20 protein-coding genes are annotated in these 18,393 nt (G+C 61.6%); 9 read left to right on the top strand and 11 right to left on the bottom strand.

From position 1 onward, the window contains the following. The 3 genes from QLG10_RS28520 to QLG10_RS28530 all read left to right on the top strand — a co-directional run. Nucleotides 1–312: hypothetical protein (locus QLG10_RS28520; protein WP_282488410.1), on the top strand; the 312-nt coding region annotated here is incomplete at its 5' end. Beyond that, nucleotides 312–1,850 carry a DUF3300 domain-containing protein gene (locus QLG10_RS28525; RefSeq protein ID WP_248679044.1) on the top strand — a complete coding sequence of 513 codons (1,539 nt, stop codon included), beginning with the start codon at nucleotides 312–314 and terminating at the stop codon, nucleotides 1,848–1,850. The genes QLG10_RS28520 and QLG10_RS28525, both read left to right, overlap by 1 nt. 38 nt (nucleotides 1,851–1,888) lie before the next feature. Then, nucleotides 1,889–2,773: a DUF2950 domain-containing protein gene (locus QLG10_RS28530; RefSeq protein WP_188265409.1), complete on the top strand. Its 885-nt coding sequence runs from the start codon at nucleotides 1,889–1,891 to the stop codon at nucleotides 2,771–2,773. Nucleotides 2,774–2,947: 174 nt separating this feature from the next. Here the strand turns inward: QLG10_RS28530 and QLG10_RS28535 are convergent, their stop codons facing one another. Then, nucleotides 2,948–3,598, bottom strand: coding sequence for a TetR/AcrR family transcriptional regulator (locus tag QLG10_RS28535; RefSeq protein WP_110754951.1), 651 nt, complete (start codon nucleotides 3,596–3,598; stop codon nucleotides 2,948–2,950). Nucleotides 3,599–3,756: 158 nt separating this feature from the next. Between QLG10_RS28535 and QLG10_RS28540 the strand changes: the two genes are divergently transcribed. Next, nucleotides 3,757–4,182 (top strand): hypothetical protein, encoded by a 426-nt coding sequence (locus QLG10_RS28540; RefSeq protein ID WP_110754952.1) that lies wholly within the window; start codon nucleotides 3,757–3,759, stop codon nucleotides 4,180–4,182. Between the two features lie 66 nt (nucleotides 4,183–4,248). Here the strand turns inward: QLG10_RS28540 and QLG10_RS28545 are convergent, their stop codons facing one another. From QLG10_RS28545 to QLG10_RS28570, 6 genes are all read right to left on the bottom strand, one after another. Then, on the bottom strand, nucleotides 4,249–5,571 hold the full coding sequence (locus QLG10_RS28545) for an allantoin permease (RefSeq protein ID WP_110754953.1): 1,323 nt from the start codon (nucleotides 5,569–5,571) through the stop codon (nucleotides 4,249–4,251). Nucleotides 5,572–5,682: 111 nt separating this feature from the next. Next, a complete protein-coding gene (locus QLG10_RS28550; protein ID WP_188265387.1) occupies nucleotides 5,683–6,657 on the bottom strand; it encodes a biotin-dependent carboxyltransferase family protein in 975 nt (324 codons plus the stop codon). After that, a complete protein-coding gene (locus tag QLG10_RS28555; protein WP_110754955.1) occupies nucleotides 6,654–7,526 on the bottom strand; it encodes an allophanate hydrolase subunit 1 in 873 nt (290 codons plus the stop codon). Before QLG10_RS28555 ends, QLG10_RS28550 begins: the two co-directional genes overlap by 4 nt. Next, nucleotides 7,523–8,896 carry an acetyl-CoA carboxylase biotin carboxylase subunit gene (locus QLG10_RS28560; RefSeq protein WP_282488411.1) on the bottom strand — a complete coding sequence of 458 codons (1,374 nt, stop codon included), beginning with the start codon at nucleotides 8,894–8,896 and terminating at the stop codon, nucleotides 7,523–7,525. Before QLG10_RS28560 ends, QLG10_RS28555 begins: the two co-directional genes overlap by 4 nt. A 15-nt stretch (nucleotides 8,897–8,911) precedes the next feature. Beyond that, nucleotides 8,912–9,157, bottom strand: a complete 246-nt coding sequence (locus tag QLG10_RS28565; protein WP_110754957.1) for an acetyl-CoA carboxylase — start codon at nucleotides 9,155–9,157, stop codon at nucleotides 8,912–8,914. 101 nt (nucleotides 9,158–9,258) lie between these two features. Further along, nucleotides 9,259–10,017, bottom strand: coding sequence for a 5-oxoprolinase subunit PxpA (locus QLG10_RS28570; protein WP_110754958.1), 759 nt, complete (start codon nucleotides 10,015–10,017; stop codon nucleotides 9,259–9,261). 133 nt (nucleotides 10,018–10,150) lie between these two features. Between QLG10_RS28570 and QLG10_RS28575 the strand changes: the two genes are divergently transcribed. Further along, nucleotides 10,151–11,068, top strand: coding sequence for a LysR family transcriptional regulator (locus QLG10_RS28575; RefSeq protein WP_020800698.1), 918 nt, complete (start codon nucleotides 10,151–10,153; stop codon nucleotides 11,066–11,068). 30 nt (nucleotides 11,069–11,098) lie between these two features. Here the strand turns inward: QLG10_RS28575 and QLG10_RS28580 are convergent, their stop codons facing one another. Together QLG10_RS28580 and QLG10_RS28585 are read right to left on the bottom strand one after the other, a co-directional pair. Beyond that, entirely contained in the window at nucleotides 11,099–11,962 is an 864-nt protein-coding gene (locus QLG10_RS28580; RefSeq protein ID WP_188265388.1) for a sensor domain-containing diguanylate cyclase, read from the bottom strand. A 95-nt stretch (nucleotides 11,963–12,057) separates the two neighbouring features. Beyond that, a complete protein-coding gene (locus QLG10_RS28585) occupies nucleotides 12,058–13,014 on the bottom strand; it encodes an AraC family transcriptional regulator (protein ID WP_110754961.1) in 957 nt (318 codons plus the stop codon). Between the two features lie 183 nt (nucleotides 13,015–13,197). On the opposite strand from QLG10_RS28585, the gene QLG10_RS28590 reads away from it, so the two are divergent. Both QLG10_RS28590 and QLG10_RS28595 read left to right on the top strand, forming a co-directional pair. Beyond that, nucleotides 13,198–14,151, top strand: a complete 954-nt coding sequence (locus QLG10_RS28590; RefSeq protein ID WP_282488412.1) for a diiron oxygenase — start codon at nucleotides 13,198–13,200, stop codon at nucleotides 14,149–14,151. A gap of 15 nt (nucleotides 14,152–14,166) precedes the next feature. Beyond that, a complete protein-coding gene (locus QLG10_RS28595; RefSeq protein WP_110754963.1) occupies nucleotides 14,167–14,595 on the top strand; it encodes an MAPEG family protein in 429 nt (142 codons plus the stop codon). A 64-nt stretch (nucleotides 14,596–14,659) separates the two neighbouring features. On the opposite strand, the gene QLG10_RS28600 is transcribed toward QLG10_RS28595, so the two are convergent. After that, nucleotides 14,660–15,103, bottom strand: a complete 444-nt coding sequence (locus tag QLG10_RS28600; RefSeq protein WP_110754964.1) for a hypothetical protein — start codon at nucleotides 15,101–15,103, stop codon at nucleotides 14,660–14,662. 271 nt (nucleotides 15,104–15,374) lie between these two features. Here QLG10_RS28600 and QLG10_RS28605 point away from each other — a divergent pair, with 271 nt between their 5' ends. Then, nucleotides 15,375–15,779: an antitoxin Xre-like helix-turn-helix domain-containing protein gene (locus tag QLG10_RS28605; RefSeq protein WP_033043897.1), complete on the top strand. Its 405-nt coding sequence runs from the start codon at nucleotides 15,375–15,377 to the stop codon at nucleotides 15,777–15,779. Beyond that, nucleotides 15,773–16,465 (top strand): RES family NAD+ phosphorylase, encoded by a 693-nt coding sequence (locus QLG10_RS28610; RefSeq protein WP_110754965.1) that lies wholly within the window; start codon nucleotides 15,773–15,775, stop codon nucleotides 16,463–16,465. Before QLG10_RS28605 ends, QLG10_RS28610 begins: the two co-directional genes overlap by 7 nt. Nucleotides 16,466–16,479: 14 nt before the next feature. Here QLG10_RS28610 and QLG10_RS28615 read toward each other — a convergent pair whose 3' ends face one another. After that, nucleotides 16,480–18,153, bottom strand: coding sequence for a tetratricopeptide repeat protein (locus tag QLG10_RS28615; protein WP_282488413.1), 1,674 nt, complete (start codon nucleotides 18,151–18,153; stop codon nucleotides 16,480–16,482). Nucleotides 18,154–18,393 lie beyond the last annotated feature (240 nt).

Below are 18,393 nucleotides of genomic sequence, written 5' to 3' on the forward strand. Positions count from 1 at the left end.
GCCTGCAAGGCAACACCGTCGCTGCCGATGGCTCCGACCGCCTGCAAGGCAACACTGTCGCCTGACCCCATCGCTGCACCGCACCCGCAAAAAGCCCGGCCTGATCAGCCGGGCTTTTTCGTGTTCACTGCACTGAGCGGCATCCATCGACTGCTATTGGTCCGGGAACCGAAGGTATTTCGGGCAGAATTTTTATGTTTGCTACTATCAATGGACGGCGTCGAAGTTGAGGTCCGGGTTTGCACAGTCGGTTTGCATTTACCTGGCATTGATCCACTCATTTCAAATCTGCCTGACCACAGGGAGCTGTGATGCGTACCCCATTTTTCTACGTGTTGTCAGCGATGTTTTTTCTGAGCAGCCCGCCCCTCGTGGCGCAGGCGGCGGATACAGCCCCCACCCCGACAGCCAGCCCTGCCAATACGGCAGCGGCCACGGTGCCCGCCAAAGACCCGGTATTTACCCAGGAACAGCTGGATCAAATGCTCGCACCCATCGCGCTCTACCCGGACCCGCTGCTGGCACAGGTATTGATGGCGTCCACCTATCCCGGGGAAGTCGCCGAGGCGGTTACCTGGTCGAAGGCTCACCCGGACGCCAAGGGCGATGAAGCGGTCAAGCAAGTGGCGAACCAGCCCTGGGACCCGAGTGTGCAGGCGCTGGTTGCCTTCCCGCAGGTCTTGGCAACGCTGGGGCAGGATCCGGTCTGGGTCCAACGCCTGGGTGACGCCTTCCTGGCGCAGCCCGACGACCTCATGAATGGCGTGCAACGCTTGCGTCGCCAGGCCCAGGCAGCCGGTAACCTGCAGAGCAACCAATATCAGAACGTAACGATCCAGAACGCTGCGCCAGCGGCACCCGCACCGACCACAACGCAGGCGCCGGCCCAGGCCCCCGCCAGCAGCAGCTCCACCATCATCATTCAACCGTCCGATCCGCAGGTGGTGTATGTGCCCACCTATAACCCGACAACCACCTACGGCACCTGGGCCTATCCGGCGTCGCCACCTGCCTACTATCCACCGCCGCCCGCCTATTATCCCGGCCAGGCGCTGATGGCCGGGCTGGCGTTTGGTACCGGTGTGGCCATCGTCGGTGCGTTGTGGGGTGAATGTGACTGGGGCAACAACGACGTCGACATCGACGTCAATCGCTACAACAACATCAATGCCAACAACCGAATCAGCAACAATCAGAACAAGTGGCAGCATAACGCCGCGCATCGCAATGGCGTGCCCTATCGGGACAACAGGAGCCGCGAACAGTATGGCCGGCAACTGGGCGGAGCCAGTCAGCGCCAGGCCTATCGAGGGGATAATGCCCAGCGCGCCCAGGCGCGTGAAAATGCCCGTAGCTCGATGGACCGGCACGGTATCGAACGACCTGCCACCAGCAACCTTGAGGCCCGTGATCGGGCGCGCGAAGCCCAGTCCAGGGCCTCGGCAAGCAATCGGATGCAGGCCGGCGCAGACAGACCGAGGGCGGCCGATAGATCAAATGCGGCCGATAGGCCGAGGGCGGCTGACCGCAGCCAGGGCACTGCCAGAAACACCCGGGAGAATCAGCAACCGAGGAATCAGCAGGCCAGGAACCAGGCGAGTCAACGCGCTCAGGGCAACTCGCAGGTGCGCCAGGCGGCGCAAAACCGCCAGGCCACACCGGCCGTCAATAGAGGCAGTGCCCGCAACAATGCCTTCGCCGGCGCGCGTTCGCCGTCACAAGCCAACCTGCAAGCCAATCGTGGCCGAGCCAGCCAGGCTTCCTTCCAGCGCCCCAACGCCTCGCGGGCAGCCGGCCATCAGATCAGTCGGCCATCCGGCGCAGCGCGTTCAAGGGGGGGCCGCCGTTGAATAACCATCCTCGAGTAAAGGCACGCAAGGGCGTGCTTATGCATGCCCTGGCGCTCACAGTCGCACTGGCCTGGTCGTGCATGGCGACGGCGCAGCAGGAATTTGCAACGCCGGAAAAGGCCGCTGAAGCGTTTGTCGAAGCATTGGGTACGAAAAATGCCGATCAGAAACGCCTGGCCGAGTTGCTGGGTGAAGACTGGCGCAGTTTCATCCCTCGCGACGGCGCGGAACGCGAAGACGTGGAGGCGTTTTTGAAGCAATACCACGAGCAGCATAAGATCGAAAAAACCGGCGACAACAAGGCGATCCTGTCGGTGGGCAGTGAGCACTGGACTCTGCCCATCCCCATCGTTAAAGACGCGAAGGGTTGGCGCTTCGACATCAAGGCCGGCAGTGCCGAGCTTCGCACACGGCAGATTGGCCGCAACGAGCTGGCCGCGGTGCAATCGGCGCTGGCTTATCACGATGCCCAGATGGACTATGCCTCGGTGGATCGTGACGGTGACGGCGCACTCGAGTATGCGCAGAAAATCTTCAGCACCCCGGGCAAGCATGACGGACTCTATTGGGCGGACGACGATAGCGGGCAGATCAGCCCGTTAGGTCCCGAGTTTGGCAAGACCATTGCCGGCGAGCCCTGGCACGGTTACCGCTTCCGCATCCTGCTGGGCCAGGGCCCTTCCGCACCGGGCGGGGCCTACAGCTACCTCATCGGGGACAAGATGAGCCGAGGCTTTGCACTGATCGCCTGGCCGGCGAAGTACGGTGAAACCGGGGTGATGAGCTTCATGATCAGCCATGATGGACAGGTCTTCGAAAAAGACCTGGGGCCTGGTAGCGAAAAGTTGGCGCAGGCGATGAAACACTTTGATCCGGATGACAGCTGGACTGAAGTGCCGGCCGATGATGAGAAGGCGGATTGACGGGCGCTCCCTCCCGTTGATCGTTCCCACGCGCAGCAAAGGAATGCCGCCAGGGACGCTCCGCGTTCCGCCAGCAACGCAAGACTCGGATCCGCGCAATGGTGACGCGGAGCGTCACGGGATGCATTCCTTTGCGGCGCGTGGGAACGATCAATCAGTAGCGGGTCAACGTCGTCAGCCTCGCTTTCGACGTTTTTTCTCATCCTCATCCAGCGCCTGGCGAACCAGCGCCCGCGCTGCCCAGGCGGTAGTAGCGAGTGATTCTTCGATACTCGCGCCACCGATATCGCGCACGGCAATCAATGCCTCTGTGCCCATCACGATCGACAGCGCCTGCTTCAGGCGCTTGCGCGCTTTGGGTGACAACACGTCTTTCATCGAGTCGACAATCGGCTCGATGTAGCTCAGGCGTCGTCCCGGTCGCAGGGGCTCGTGGGACTCGCTTTCGAGCCACACGGTCATGAACGAGCGCTCCATCACGTGCAGGCCGATCTCGTCGCCGATCAGCAGTTTGTTCAACGCGTTCGCCGCCAGGCCCATACCCTTGACCGGATCGTCACCCGGCTGCCACATGCGTTCCAGTGGCGGCATGTCACGATCGGCCGCTGTCTCGCTGATCAACGCCTCCACCGTGGGAAAGTAGCGATAAGCCGTGGCGCGCGACACCCTGGCGCGCTCAGCCGCTTGCGCCACCGTGGGCTGATGACCTTCATCGCGCAAGGCGATGGCGGCCTCGATCAGCGCCTGGCGGGTGCGCAGTTTCTGGTTGACGCGACCTTGTGCATGACCCTCACCGATCGACGGGCTTGACTTGGGATTGGACATGGAATAAATGATACCTTGTCTTGTAATGAGACATGAGTCTCATAATAGACGTACGGCACCGGATCTGCCACCGCCCCTGTGCAAGGCATCTGCGGGCATCACGATTTCAGGGATTTTCCAGCAACTGAGCGCGCCTCAGGGCGCTTGAGGTGAATGCCATGAATCACACTCCCCGTTCGCGGACCTGGTTTCGACTTGCTGCACTCTACTTTGCCATTGGCGTGATGCTGGGGGTGACGATGGGTGCCTCTGGCGACCACTCGCTCTTCGCCGTACATGCCCACATCAATCTGTTGGGATGGGTATCGATGGCACTGTTCGGCGTCATCGGCGCATTGCACCCGAGCATGACCGAAGGTCGCGCGGCTGCAGTGCAGTTCTGGACGTACAACCTGGGCGTGCCGGTAATGCTCGGCGCGCTGACCCTGCGGCTGAAGGGCTTCGCGTCGATCGAGCCACTGATTGGCGTCGCATCGATCCTGATTGGCGTGAGTGTGCTGCTGTTTGCCTGGCTGGTATTCTCGCGCATCGGCGTTGCTGCCGGGTACTTGAACCGCGCGACAGGCGAATCGCGCCTGTCATGACCCGGTAGCTGTTGCCGCGGGTGCCGTAAGGACAAGGCACCCGTAGCGAGATATACGACGACTCCTCTACTGCGCCACCTGCAGGCGCAACCGGCTTCGACGTGACAAACCGGCCTGCAACACAAACGCCAGGACCACGGTCGAGGGAGCAGAAAAGCTGCCCAGGCCACCACCGCCATACATCAGGGCGAGTCCCGCTGCCGTGGCGCCAAACCACGCCGTCAGGCCCACCGGGTTGAATGCAGCCACGCGTTCCAGCGCCGCCACGTCACTGCGCCCATAAAGAATCTGCGCCAACGCCACGCCGACCCAGGCCACCACGAAAATGCCCTGGTAGGCCAACGCCTTGAGCAAATAGGCAAACACATCGGCGAGCATCAAGCCGTACACGATCACCCCCACCGCCAGGGCCCATGCCCAGTACGCACCGCGCACTCCGAAACGGGCGAAGAAGGCCTGCATGTTGAGCGTCGCCAGGTAGTAATTGGCGGTATTGATGCGGGTTTGCGTGGCCCAGACAAACAATAGCCCCCACAGGCCCATCAACTGCAGGATCGCCATGACCACCGACACTTCGTTCAACGCGCCTTCATGGGGAATGCTGCTGACCAGATAGATGCCCGCTGCGCCGTTGAGCAAAAACGTCACCGCGTAGAACGGCATGCCGAAGTTCCAGCGACCGTGATACCCGGCGTCTTCTTCCTTGCCAAACCGGGCGTAGTCGAAGGTGAACAGCATCAGCACCCAAACGCCCATGTAGGCGACAAAGCAGTCCCACCAGCCGAAGGCGCTGGGGGTTGCCGGGCCGAAATCCAGCCATTGCGGCTGGTAGCCATACCGGCTGATCGACAGCCCCACCGCCACCAGCAAGCCGCCCAGGTAGACCGGCAACAGCACGCCATTGAGCTTGTCCAGCCAATGCTGCACGCTGCCCAGGATCATCGGCACGCTGTACAGCACCACCAGCAACGCGGCCAGTGGATAGACCAGTTCCGGGTACAGGTGATTGAGCGCCACGGCGATCACCGAACCTTCGAACACCGCGTAATAGATCGCCGTGGAAAAGAAGATCAAGGTGGCCAGGCATGCCCCGGTGCTGCCGAACAGCAAGCGTGAAAACAGTGCCACCGACAAGCCGCTGCGAATCGCGAAGCGACTGAGCACACTGTTGACCAATCCATAACTGATCACCGACAGGACCATGCCGATCAGCGCATTGCGCGCGCCATAAGACAGCGCCAGGGAAGCGCCCACCACGATGTAGAACATCGCACTGCACACCGCCCACCAGGCCATGGTCAGGGACAGTCGGCCCATGCGGGCTTGAGGTGGAACGGGGTGATTGGCCGGGTCCTGCCCGGTTTGACTCGATTGCGATAAAGCAGCCATATGCGTGAACTCCAGAACCAGTCAAAGGTTGAAGCGCGGGCAGCCGCCACCGCACCGTGGTGCGGCGTTGGCTTGCCGTTTGGCTTTACCCGCGCAGTGCGACGGGCAGCGTCAGGAAGGGAACAGCTTGCTCAGGCAGCTGAGTTTTTTCTTATAGGAACGTCGCGCTTCCAGCGCTTCTTCGAGGGTCACCGCCACGAATCGGGCTTTCTGGTTGGGTTGCATCTGGCCGATCAGGTCGAGGTCGGCGCTGATCACCGTACCGATCATCGCGTAGCCACCACCGGACACCGCATCACGGTGCAGCACGATGGGTTCGAGCCCGGCGGGAACCTGGATCGAGCCGATCGGGTAGCAACTGTCGACGATGTTCGACGGATCGGAGCCGGCGCCGAAGGGTTGCTCGCGCGGCTGAAAGCTCAGCGGGCTGCCGCCCTTGAAGCGATAGCCGATACGGTCCGCTTCCGAGCCGACGGTCCAGGCCTCGGCGAAAAAACTGTCCGCCGCCGCAGGGGTCAACCGGTCGTAGTACAGCCCTGGCACCACGCGCAGGGTGATTTCGCCACCCAGGGATTGGCGCAACGCCATTGGCAAACTTGCCCCGGCGCGGCCCTTGCCGCTGGCAACACCTACCGGCAATTCGTCCCCGGCAATCAGGCGACGGCCCTGGAAGCCACCAAGGGCGCCCAGCGCGTAGGTGGAACGACTGCCGAGGACCACCGGCACATCAATGCCGCCGGCCACTGCCAGATAAGCCCGTGCGCCGGCCTTGGGAAAATCGAAGCGCAACACTTGCCCGGCCTTGACCGAGAACGCGGTGTCCAGGTGCATGTCTACGCCGTCGACCTTTGGCGTCATGTGCGCACCGCACACGGCCACCAACGCGTCTTGCGCAAATTCCAGTTCCGGGCCGAGCAACGTGCATTCAAGCGCCGCCGCCCCCGCCGGATTGCCGACCAACTGGTTGGCTGCGCTCAATGCGTATTGGTCGAGCGCCCCGGAAGGCGGAATGCCGAGGTGGTAGTAGCCTTCGCGGCCCAGGTCCTGTACCGAGGTCGCCAGACCGGGTTTGAGTACCTTGATCATGCCAGCACCTCCTGCAGCGACTTGGGATAGCCGACGGGGTCAGCCAGGAAAGCATCCAGGGAAAACTCCACCGGACGAATCCGCAGATCGAAACGTCCGGCTTCCACTTCGGCCACGGCAACGTCATAGGCCTCACGGTCCATCGGCTTGAATTGCACGATGTCGCCCGGGCGGAAGAACACCATGTGTTCCTTGAGGTAGGCCAGGTTCTGCTGCGGGTCGTAGATCGGTGCCGGCGTGACGCCGAACATCTGATAACCACCGGCGCCGCGCACGGAGTAGATGCAGCCGAAGCATCCGCCATGACCCAGGGTCAACTTGGGTGTATCGGTGCGCGGCCGCAGGTACTTGGGCACCTGCAACTGACGCTCGCGCTCGACCATCTGGAACATGAACGGCAACCCCGCGACAAAACCGACCATCGAGACAAACCATGGCGCGCCACTGTGCGCGGCGATGAACGCCTCGACGTCCGCCAGGCCATTGATCCGCGCCGCGTATTCCAGGTCTGTCGCACTCGGGTCCTGGTGGCGATCACGAAATCGCATCAAGGTTTCATGGGTCCAGGGATCGTTATAGAGCACCGGAATCTCGATGATCCGGGTCTGCAACGTCCGTTCGGCCACGGCCTCGGCTTCTGCGCCTTTTACCGCTTCGAGCAAGGTCTGAGGCGCGATACGGTCCGGGTCGAAACGGATCTGGAACGAGGCATTGGCCAGGCATACATCGAGCACGCCATCCAGCGCCAGTCGCTCCACGGCGCGGGTCACGGCCATGCCCTTGAAAAACGCTTCAAGGGACATGCTGTCGCTGACTTCGGCGAACAAATGCTCGTCGGCGCCAAAGCTGTAGCGGATTGCGGTACTCATGCTTCACCTCCGCTGCGGCGCTCGGCCAGCCAGGTTTCCAGGGTGCCGGTGTGGAAGTCGGCGCTGTGCAGCCACGGTTGTTCCAGGAGCTCACCGTGCAGCGACAAGGTGCTGGCCATGCCGGTGAGCGTGGTCTGCGCGACCGCGACTCGCGCACGGGCCAACGCTTCGTTGCGGTCACGGCCATGCACGATCAGCTTGGCCAACAGCGAATCATAGTACGGCGGCACGCGGTAGCCTTGGTAGAGATGGCTGTCGACTCGCACACCCTCCCCTTGCGGCCAGATCAGCGATTCGACCAGACCCGGGCTGGGGAAGAAATCCCGCGCAGGGTCTTCGGCATTCAGGCGCATTTGCAAGGCGGCGCCATTGAGCTGGATGTCGCTTTGCTTGAAGCCCAGCGGCTCGCCACCGGCAATGCGCAACATGGCCTGGACCAGATCGATACCGGTAATGAGTTCGCTGACCGGGTGTTCCACCTGGATCCGCGTGTTCATCTCGATAAAGAAAAACTCGCCGGTGGCGTCGTCGTATAAATACTCCAGGGTGCCGGCGCCCTTGTAGCCAAGGGCTTCAGTCAGGCGAACGGCACTGGCGCAGAGCGTCTCACGCTGTTTGGCGTTGAGGACTGGCGACGGTGCCTCTTCGAAGATCTTCTGGCGCCGACGTTGCAGCGAGCACTCGCGCTCGAACAGGTGCACCGCGTGCTGGCCATCGCCCAACACCTGCACTTCGATGTGCCGGGCCTTGCCGATAAACCGTTCCAGATACACCGCACCGTTACCGAATGCGGCCTGGGCTTCGCGCTGGGAACGGGGAAACTCTTCGCTCAGTTGCCGGGCGTTTTCCGCCAGGCGAATACCACGTCCGCCACCACCGGCCGAAGCCTTGATCAGCAACGGGAAGCCTACGGATTCGGCAGCCTTGAGCGCCGACTCGACGTCGAACAGCTCACCGGGCGAACCGGGCACCACCGGCACGCCAGCCGCTTGCGCGGTGCGCCGGGCTTCGGCCTTGTCGCCCATGCGCCGGATCGTCTCGGCGCCGGGCCCGACGAAGATCGCGCCGGCGGCGACAACCGCTTGCGCAAAATCGGCGTTCTCCGAGAGAAAACCGTAACCGGGGTGTACCGCATTGGCGCCGGTGGCTTTCAAGGCGCCGAGCAATGCCTCGACGTTCAGGTAACTCTTGTCCGCGCGGGCGGGGCCGAGGATATGCACCTCGTCGGCCATGCGCGCTGCCTGGGAGTCGACGTCCGCTTCGCTGCAGGCGGCAACGGTGGGAATCCGCAGCGCTTTGGCGGCGCGGATAATCCGCACAGCGATTTCGCCACGGTTGGCGATGAGTAATTTACGAATACCTTGAGTCATGATCGCCCCCTACCCTCAACGGCCATCGAGCGTTGCGATGACCTGACCCGGCTCCACCGGATCACCGTCTTCGACCAGGAAGGCACTGAGGCGACCGGCCGTCCCGGCGGTCAGTTCGGAAAACTGCTTCATGACCTCGATCAGGCCAATCACGGTGTCGGCGCTGACCTCTGCGCCCGGCTCGACGTAGTTCGGCGAGTCCGGTGTGGCTTTACGGTAGAAGGTGCCCGGCAACGGGGTAATAACGGTTTGTTCGGCCATGTCTGTTCCTCTTGGAATAGTTGTAGAAAGGCAGGCATAAAAATGGATCGGTATTTGAACCCTGGCGTCTCTGTGCCTGGTGTTTCGTTGAGATTTCGGGCTTAGCGCGGTGCGCGAACCTTGATCCCCGCGTCATCGAGCGCCTTGCGTGTGGCCTCGACCAACGCCAGGGCACCCGGTGTATCGCTGTGCAAACAGATGGAATCGAATTCGATGGACAGGTCTTCGCCTTCGACGGTGCGCACCACACCTTCCTGGCAGGCACGCAGCACCCGCGCCGCCACTTGGGTCGGGTCATAGGCACGTACGTTGCGGGTAAAGACGATGGAGCCGCTGAGGTCGTACTCGCGGTCGGCGTAGAACTCGCGGATCACCGGTTGGCCGAGCTCCCGGGCGACGTGCCAGATCACTGAGTTGGGCATGCAATACAGCAGCAACTCCGGCTCCAGGCGCTGGAGATTTTCCACCAGCAAGCGCGCAGCTTGCTCGTCGCGGGCCAGGTGCATGTACAGGGCGCCGTGAGGTTTGATGTGTTGCAGCGCCACGCCTTGAACCCGGGCGAGTTCACGCAGTGCACCCAACTGGTAAAGCATGTCGTCGACCAGTTCCTGGGCCGGTGCATTGATGTGCCGGCGGCCGAAGCCGACCAGGTCGCGGAACCCCGGATGCGCGCCGATGGCCACGCCCAGCTGTTTCGCCCGTTCGACGGTGCGGCGCATGGTGCTTGGGTCGCCGGCGTGGAAACCGGTGGCGATGTTGGCGGTGCTGATGAAGCCCATCAGCTCATTGTCAACGCCATCGCCGATGGTCCATGGGCCAAAGCCTTCGCCCATGTCCGAATTGAAATCTACTGCCTGCATGACGCTTGCTCCTGACGCTTGTGACTTCATGCAGGCCACGTTAAATTCCCGCCAACCCCTTGGGAAGATCTATTATCAGAGGGGCCATCTTCTGAAAAACAGATAACCCTGAAAAACAGATAATGGAGTGCCCATGTCACTGACCCTGCGCCAGGTCCGCTATTTCGTCGCCACCGCGGAGATCGGGCAAATATCCCAAGCGGCCATTCACCTGAACATTTCCCAGTCCGCGGTGACTACCGCGATCAAGGAACTGGAAGCCATGCTCGGCACGCTGTTGTTCCAGCGCTCGGCCCAGGGCATGAGCCTGACCGATGCCGGGCGGCATTTTCTCAATCGTGCCTATGTGATTTTGCGCAGCGTCGACGACGCGCTGAATAGCCCGCTGCCGGACGTCCGCGCCAGTGGCCTGTTACGTCTGGCCGCGAGCTACACGGTGATCGGCTACTTTCTGCCGCACCATCTGCAACGGCTTGAACACTGGCACCCGGACGTAGCCATCGAGGTTCACGAACAAGAGCGCACGGCCATCGAGCAAGGCCTGCTGGAAGGAAAATTCGACATGGCGGTGGTGCTGACCGCGAACCTCACTCACCCGGACATCGTCTCGGAAACCCTCTTCAACTCCGAACGCCGGTTATGGCTGCCCAGCCATCATCCCCTGCTCGAACGCTCCGCCGTCAGCCTGGCTGACGTTGCGCAAGAGCCCTTTATCCTGTTGACCGTCGACGAAGCCGAACAGAGCGCCAAGCGTTACTGGGAACATGCGCACCAGCAGCCAAACGTGCGGATACGCACCAGTTCAGTCGAAGCGGTGCGCAGCATGGTCGCCAATGGCAGCGGCGTGGCGATTCTCTCGGACCTGGTGCACCGTCCCTGGTCGCTGGAAGGCAAACGCATCGAAACCCTGACCGTCACCGACAAGGTAACCCCCATGAGCGTAGGCCTGGCCTGGCATCGCGAGCGCGATTTCAGCCCGGCCATGCAAGCGTTTCGTAACTATTTCCACGATGCATTCCTGGCGCCGCAACAACTGTCGGCACGGCGCTAGTTCACCCGTCGAAGCTGTGTTCCAGGCTCGTCATCCGGTCGCGGAACGTTGCCTTTTTATGCGGTACATATCGTCGTCCGCATGGCTGAGCAGCGTATCGGCATCCTCTCCGTCCGCGGGATAACAGGCGATACCGATACTGCAGGACGGCATTGTGAGTACGAAAGAGTCGGCATCCGGTGGCTCGGCCATGACCGCGAGAATCTGCGCCACTTTCTCGCACACATCGCCCTGGGACTGGATATCGGTCAACAGTACCGTGAATTCATCACCGCCCATCCGGGCCACCGTGTCCGTCTCGCGCACGCAGCCTTGCAGCCGACGGGCAATCATGCGGAGTACCTGATCGCCCGCTGCATGGCCATGGACATCGTTGATGCCCTTGAAGTCATTGACATCCAAAAACAGCAACGCCAGGTTGCTGTCGTGGCGCTGTGCCGCGCGCAGGGCGACGTCCAGGCGATCATTGAACAGCGCCCGGTTGGCCAGCCCTGTCAGCGGGTCATGATGGGCGAGGAAGCGCAATTCCTCCTCCGCCTGCCAGAGGGCCGTCACGTTGCGCGCAACACCGATCCGCGCCCCCACCTCCTCGGACCAGAAGGCCGCCCACAGGATGTGCACGACTCCGCCATCCTTGCGGATATAACGGTTGCGGAAATCGAAGTGCGGCTGGCCATTCATGACCCGGACAATCGAGGCTCGCGTTTTCGCCAGGTCGTCAGGGTGCATGTAGTCGGTGATCGGGGTGCCGGTCAGCTCGTCAGCACGGTAACCGAGCAGCGTCTGACAGGCATCACTGACAAATACGATCTGGTTATCCCTGTCGACCACGAAGACCGTGTCCAGCATCAGATGGATCAGTTTGGGGTAGAGCGCTTGCAGGTCAACGGGCATAGGTCAGCGAGTCCCGGTTCATGTAGCCTGATCATGCCTGATCGCGAAGGGAGGCGGCTAGGCGTGCGGCAAGGTTTTGCTGGCCCAATGCCGACTCAAGCCGATTGCCTGCGCCACGTACCGGGCGATGTACCGAACTGGCGCTTGAAGGCGCGACTGAACGCCGCTTCGGATTCGTAGCCGACTGAAAAGCCGATTTGCGCCACATTTCCCCGCCCTTCCCGCAAGTGTTGAGCCGCCACGTGCATGCGCCAGAGCGTCAGGTATTGCATCGGTGGCTGCCCGACCAATGCGGTGAAGCGCTGGGCGAATACCGAGCGCGACATGCCCACCTCGAGCGCCAGGGTTTCAGCGGTCCAGCCCTCGGTCGGACGGGCATGGAGCAGTGCCAGTGCGCGCCCGATATGCGGATCGCGCAAACCCGCCAACCACCCGCGCCGCTCGGCCGGCAGGCTCGCTACATACTGGCTGACGGCTTCGACGAAAAGCAATTCAGACAGTTTGGCAATGACTGCCGTTGAGCCGACGCGTCCTGCCGCGGTCTCGCTCACGGCGAAACGGAACGAGCTTTCAATCCAGGCCCCCGAAGCCGTGGCGCGCATGTCCAGTTTGAGTACCGATGGCAGCGATGAAAGCAACGGACTGAAGGGGGTTTCAGAGCCGAGGAAGCCGCACAACAACTGTGTGGCCTCGCCGCCCCCGCCGCACTTGATACGTGAAATGCCACCGACTTGCGGCGGCGTAATCACTTCGCGCGCCGACAGGGGCGCAACGCCCAGGTCGCTGCCAAAGGTATGAACGTCATTGCGCGCCAGCAAAATCAATTCGCCTGCCCGCACGTCGAGGGGGGCGTCATCGTCGACGCACAACTGCATGTGCCCCGCCGCTACAAAATGCGAGGCAATGATATGTCGAGGTGCTGCCAGGAACGGTTTGCAATCGTCGGCAGAAATTCTGCCGCTCATGCACCAGGGCGCAGTGAACTCTGCCTCGAGGAACACCCCTCCAGACAGCCGGATCACACGCAACACATCGGAAAGCGCATCGAGCATTTGCCACCCCTCCTTTACGGAGTCTGGAGCAAGTAATCAGGCGCAGCGGTCATTCTTCACCCGGACGGCGAGGCCTAGATTAGCACCAACGCGGACTCAGCGATCAGGACTCTCCCCAGAGGCTTCACCCTGGGTCATTGGCTCCGCCCCATTGTGGCTCGACCTGGAAAACCGGAGATCGATATGAACAGCTTCGCGACCCTCCCCACCCCTGATTCGCGCAACGCCGCCCGTTACGCGCAACTGGTCAGGTCATCAAAGAAAGCCGAATGGCAGATCGATCGAGATCTGCTGCAGGACCGGCATTTCGACTTCTCGCGCAAATTCCTGCCCGACTCACTGTCGCTGGTCGACCGCCTGACCTTTCTCGACGCGCACGAGGCGCGCCTGCTCAGCCAGATTCAAGGCCGAACCTACGCGTACCTCTTTGGCCTGGTCGAGCGCTTTATCAGTGCCAAAATGCTCGATCAGGGGCGCGCCCATGTGTTCGACGATCAGCTTGCACTCGAAGCGCTGGTGCGCTTCTCCAATGACGAGATCAAGCATCAGGAACTGTTCCGGCGCATTGAGACGATGATTGGCTCGCATCTGCCGGCGGGATATCGTCAAGTGGCCGATCCAAACGACGTGGCGCGGGTGGTGCTGGCATCCAGCACCTGGTCGGTGCTGGCGCTGACTTGCCATATCGAGTTGTTCGTTCAATCCCACTACGCACAAAGCATCGCCCCGCACGAAGCGCTGTGCCCGCTGTTCAAGGACGTCTTCAAGTTTCACTGGAAGGATGAAAGCCGACACGTCGTGCTCGATGAACTGGAGTGGAAGGCCGAGCACGCAAAACTGTCGCCCGCCGAATGCGACCAGGCAGTGAACGACCTGATAGCACTGGTGGCGGCCGTCGACACCATCCTGCAGGCACAATCGACAGCCGATGCCGAGTACTTCACGCGCCATGCTTCACGATCATTCAGTGTCGACCAGGCAGCACGCATCAACGCCTGCATGCTGGACGCCTACCGCTGGCAGTACATTATCTCGGGCGTGCAGCATCCACACTTTGCCCGGCTGCTGACGCGCATGACAACGCCAGCCCAGATGTCGCGGATCAACACCGCTCTGTCACCCATCATGGACCATTGACCGAGGCTGGCCGCCATGACGATACCGATGTGGATGCTGCTTGGGTTCGCGACCTGGACGTTGCTGCTGTTAATGGCCACCGTCGGGGTCTATCGCTGGGCCAGGATACTGTTCTCGAATGCGCCGATTGCCTCTTTCCAAAGCGATCGGCTCGAGGGCGAGGATTGGTATCGGCGCGGGGTAAGGGCACACGCCAACTGCGTGGAAAACCTGCCTGTGTTTGGCGTCATCGTGTGGGTGATTTCCGCCCTTGGCGTCGAAGGCCCCACGGTAAACTACTTGTCGATGCTCATCCTGGTTGCCCGGGTGTGTCAGTCGCTGGTGCATGTCTGCCATGAGCAAACCAATGCGTTCGTGGCAGTCCGGTTCAGCTTCTTTTTCGTTCAGTTAGCCTGTTTTCTTACGCTCATCGTGATGGCCGCCGGGTACGGCGCAATCTTCTGAACCCAGGCCATGGCCTGCGCTACTTGCGCAGGCCACAGTACCGAACGGCTTGCCTGATGCGCCCCTAGCCAGCGCTGATGTTGCCGCAGAAAAGTGCGCGGCTGCCGTCTGCCGGGCTGCTGCGAACCAGCAAGGCATAGCTACCCTTGGTCAGATCGCTCAGCGCCACCGGTGCCTGGGCCCAATATTGCGTACGCGGGGCCAGCGATGGGTAGTCGACGCTATTGGCCTGGCGGGTCCTGTACGCCGGTTGCGCACCCAATTGCTGGCACGAGCCTGCGTAGATTGCGGTGTCGAGACGGCTGGATACCGCCATGTCGTGGGGGACTCCACCGACGGTGAGCCAGATGCTGGTTTGATCGCCCACCGGGCTGAGGGTGGCTCGAGCGATATGCTCTGCGTTTTGCGGGGTAGCATTGAGAGGGACATCGACAATTTCGTTTCTGCTCGCGCAGCCCGAAATCGCCCCTGCCGCCACTACCAACGCCAGCCAAGATGCACTGTTCATCACAGGTCTCCTGAGTTGAGTTGCGTAGACTTCATCCCCCCTGTGAAGTCTAGTGGTCCGCCCCGCAAGCGGGATCTGGCTGATGGGTGGTCATCGCCCGTAGGAGCCAGGCTTGCCGGCGAAGGACGATGACGCGGTGCAACTGATACACCGCAGTGCCTGGTTCGCCGTACCGCTGTCTCCTGCAGGCTGCCGCTGGTCGAGAGCCGCTTGTTCTGCAGACTCAATATCCTTATGTTTGAATCTAAGGACTCACAGACAGGTAATGCACATGGCCGTCGCTTCCCAGCCCCAATCTTTCAGCAAAAACCAATGCGTCACCGGCCTGCGCGCTGCGGTGGGCATTCTGGAAAAGTGGCACGCCAGCAGCGAGCAGGCCTGTCGTATCCTGCGCATTTCCCGCAGCACCTATACCCGTGCACGCCAGCATGACCCCGACTGGGCGGTGGCGCTGGATGCGGACCAGATGCAGCGCATCAGTCTTGTGTTGAACATTCACGCCACGTTGCGCCTGGTGTTCGACAATCCGGACAACGTCTATGGCTTCGTCTCGATGGCCAATGACAACGAGTTTTTCAATGGGCGCTCGCCGCTGGTGATCATGGCCCAGGGCGACATGATTTCGCTGTACGAGACCTTTCGGCGCATCGATATGCTGCGGGGCGCGCAATGGTGACGTTGAGCGAGCTGGCGGTGTTTGCCGGGCAGGCATTGCAGGCTTACCGGCTGGTCAATTCGAAATTTCCGCCGATTGCATTGTTCGACGACGTGGCGAACGCGGATGAATTCGAGGTGCTTTTCGAGATCCAGGCGCTGACCAATCCCCGATTGAAGAATGAGGTCGGTGAGCTTGAGTTGATCCCACGGAGCGAAATCCCGTTCGGGATTGCTGGCTGCTCGTACGCCACCGCGCCCTTCACGCACATCAATCCGGCGGGCTCGCGGTTCAGCGATGGCAGCTATGGGGTGTTGTACCTGGCGGATTCGATGGAAACCGCACTGGCCGAGGTGCGGTATCACCAGAGCCTGTACTGGTCGAAGGTATCGGGCCTGAACTATGAGCGGTTTGTGTTCAGGGGACTGTCGTGTTCATTCATGGATACGGGGATGAAGGACGCCACCGCCCTGCCGATCAACGATCCGGTGTATGCGCCTGACGATTACAGCCATTCCCACGCACTGGGCCGGGCAATCAGGAAAGCTGGCTGCCCGGGCCTGCGTTATCGCTCGGTGCGTCTGCCAGGCAGTGATTGCTGGGCGTTGATGACGCCAAGGCCTGTCTCTTCGATCATCCAGACCGCTCATTACGAGATGGTCTGGAACGGTCAGATCACCAGTGTCAGCCAGATCAACGAGGCTTGAGGCAAACCTCGCACCTAGCGGCAGCAACGCTTGCCGTTGCGGCAAAAACACGACGCCGAAATCTCCACATCCGCACGGGCCATCGCCAGGTTGAGGCGAACCTGCGCAGCGGCCGCCTCGGCATCGCGCCCCAAGCGCTTCAAACATTCCACGTAGCCGTGCAGGCTCCACACATTATCCAGGTGCCATGAGGCACGACTGAGGGTGTTGTCCAGGCCCAGGTCGGCACGATAGGCGTGCAGGGCTTCTTCCACCCTGCCCTGTTCCAGCAACAGCGCGCCCAGTGCGTGACGCACCGGTTGCATCCAGCCCCAGGGCTCGTCGTAAGGCAGGTGATCGTCCAGCGATTGCGCCTCGCGTAGGTGAGCGAAAGCTTCGTCGAAGTTACCTTTGCGGTACTCGATTTCGCCGCGCAGCATGCCCGCGGCTACCGCCAGGATATCGTTGCATTTGTTGTTGAAGAGGTAGCGTGTGTCCGGCACCCGGGCCCAGGCCTCGAGGAACAGATGATGCTCGATTTCGGCGTTGGCGACTTGCCCACAAGCCGCAAAGGCCACGCCTTTGGCGTAGTGCAGCATGGCCGTGGTCACGCAGTACAGCGCCGGGTCCTGGGGCAATGGTGTGGCGAGGATGTCTTGCCATTTGCCGAAGCGGATCTGCACGTGGGCCTTCATCGAGACAAAGCTTTCGAGCCAGTCGGCCATGGGCGGTGATTCCACCCGCAGGAGGTCTTCCTTGATGGTTTCGGCCAGTTGCTCGGCGGCTTCCAGGGCTGGCTGGTACTGGCCGAGGAACATCGCCGAGTAGAGCTTGAAGTGGTAATTGTGGCTGCGGTACAGGGTGTAGAAGTTGATTGGCCCCTCCTTGGCCAGATAGAGACTGTCGGCCTGGATTGCCCGGTGATTGGTGATCATGGCCCCGCGGTAATCGCCACAGAGTAGGTCGATGTGCGACGGCATATGGCGCAGGTGTCCGGCGTCTGGCACCAGGTCGCGCAGGATATCGCCCGCGCGCAGGGCCCGTTCCGGGAATGGCGACATTTCCAGGGTGTGGACGTACATGTGCAGCACGCCGGGGTGCGGTGCGTCGCCGTGCTCCTCCATGCGTTGCAGGGCGCGCTCGAGCACGGCTACGGTTTCCAGGGTGTCGGCGCCAGCCGCCGGCTGGCCGGTTTTCAAGTCCCATAACTGCCAGGGCGTGCGGTCGATCAGCGCTTCGGCGAACAGCGCCACCACATCTGGATCGTCGGGAAATCGCCGGTACACATCGCGCATGGACCCCGCATAGGCATCGTTCCAGGTGAAGAGCTCATCGACGTCGCTCGTCTGCTCGGCCTGGTAGCGTTGCTGCAACGCGTGGATCAGGGCTTGCTCCACTGGCGTCGTGCCTTCGAGGTGCACCAAGGCGATTTGTGTCGCCAGTCGCGCCTGGGCCACGGCCTCCTTGAGCTCTTGTTCGATGAAGGCGTCCCAGCGCTTGTTGTAGTTGGGCCCCGAGGCATAGGCGATACCCCAGTAGGCCATCGCGCAGTTGCGGTCGTGCTCCAGGGCCTTCTGGAAACAACGGATGGCTTCGTCGTGGTTGTAGCCGTAGCACCACATCAGGCCGCGGTCGAACCAGAGTTGGGTTTGGGCTGAGCTCGTCGTCACGGGGCGGCTGTAGGTGCCCAGATCGTAATAGTCGTGCATCGGTTTATCCTCTCGATCAGAGTGCGGAACCTGCAAAAAACCAGCATACCCCTGCGTTCCTGGTCGAGCGCCATTGCCGACGACAGGCTGCGCTCTATCATCATGCCTACACGAGGCAGGCCACTGACTCTATCAATCGCATCGATGTTCACCATCACCTCAATGAAGTTCTCTTAAAAACTCCACGGCGTAACATCAGCTCCATACCAAACAACTACACCCCGGAGCACACGATCATGA

The sequence above is a fragment of the Pseudomonas sp. V98_8 genome (assembly GCF_029967975.1).
GTDB classification, from domain to species: domain Bacteria; phylum Pseudomonadota; class Gammaproteobacteria; order Pseudomonadales; family Pseudomonadaceae; genus Aquipseudomonas; species Aquipseudomonas umsongensis.

Bases quoted from the DNA above. Each gene is read 5' to 3' on its own strand.
- QLG10_RS28590 (WP_282488412.1), top strand. From the start codon at position 13,198: ATGAACAGCTTCGCGACCCTCCCCACCCCTGATTCGCGCAACGCCGCC.
- QLG10_RS28530 (WP_188265409.1), top strand. From the start codon at position 1,889: ATGCATGCCCTGGCGCTCACAGTCGCACTGGCCTGGTCGTGCATGGCG.
- QLG10_RS28525 (WP_248679044.1), top strand. From the start codon at position 312: ATGCGTACCCCATTTTTCTACGTGTTGTCAGCGATGTTTTTTCTGAGC.
- QLG10_RS28550 (WP_188265387.1), bottom strand. From the start codon at position 6,657: ATGATCAAGGTACTCAAACCCGGTCTGGCGACCTCGGTACAGGACCTG.
- QLG10_RS28575 (WP_020800698.1), top strand. From the start codon at position 10,151: ATGTCACTGACCCTGCGCCAGGTCCGCTATTTCGTCGCCACCGCGGAG.
- QLG10_RS28610 (WP_110754965.1), top strand. From the start codon at position 15,773: ATGGTGACGTTGAGCGAGCTGGCGGTGTTTGCCGGGCAGGCATTGCAG.
- QLG10_RS28540 (WP_110754952.1), top strand. From the start codon at position 3,757: ATGAATCACACTCCCCGTTCGCGGACCTGGTTTCGACTTGCTGCACTC.
- QLG10_RS28580 (WP_188265388.1), bottom strand. From the start codon at position 11,962: ATGCCCGTTGACCTGCAAGCGCTCTACCCCAAACTGATCCATCTGATG.
- QLG10_RS28600 (WP_110754964.1), bottom strand. From the start codon at position 15,103: ATGAACAGTGCATCTTGGCTGGCGTTGGTAGTGGCGGCAGGGGCGATT.
- QLG10_RS28585 (WP_110754961.1), bottom strand. From the start codon at position 13,014: ATGCTCGATGCGCTTTCCGATGTGTTGCGTGTGATCCGGCTGTCTGGA.
- QLG10_RS28605 (WP_033043897.1), top strand. From the start codon at position 15,375: ATGGCCGTCGCTTCCCAGCCCCAATCTTTCAGCAAAAACCAATGCGTC.
- QLG10_RS28595 (WP_110754963.1), top strand. From the start codon at position 14,167: ATGACGATACCGATGTGGATGCTGCTTGGGTTCGCGACCTGGACGTTG.
- QLG10_RS28615 (WP_282488413.1), bottom strand. From the start codon at position 18,153: ATGCACGACTATTACGATCTGGGCACCTACAGCCGCCCCGTGACGACG.
- QLG10_RS28545 (WP_110754953.1), bottom strand. From the start codon at position 5,571: ATGGCTGCTTTATCGCAATCGAGTCAAACCGGGCAGGACCCGGCCAAT.
- QLG10_RS28565 (WP_110754957.1), bottom strand. From the start codon at position 9,157: ATGGCCGAACAAACCGTTATTACCCCGTTGCCGGGCACCTTCTACCGT.
- QLG10_RS28555 (WP_110754955.1), bottom strand. From the start codon at position 7,526: ATGAGTACCGCAATCCGCTACAGCTTTGGCGCCGACGAGCATTTGTTC.
- QLG10_RS28570 (WP_110754958.1), bottom strand. From the start codon at position 10,017: ATGCAGGCAGTAGATTTCAATTCGGACATGGGCGAAGGCTTTGGCCCA.
- QLG10_RS28560 (WP_282488411.1), bottom strand. From the start codon at position 8,896: ATGACTCAAGGTATTCGTAAATTACTCATCGCCAACCGTGGCGAAATC.
- QLG10_RS28535 (WP_110754951.1), bottom strand. From the start codon at position 3,598: ATGTCCAATCCCAAGTCAAGCCCGTCGATCGGTGAGGGTCATGCACAA.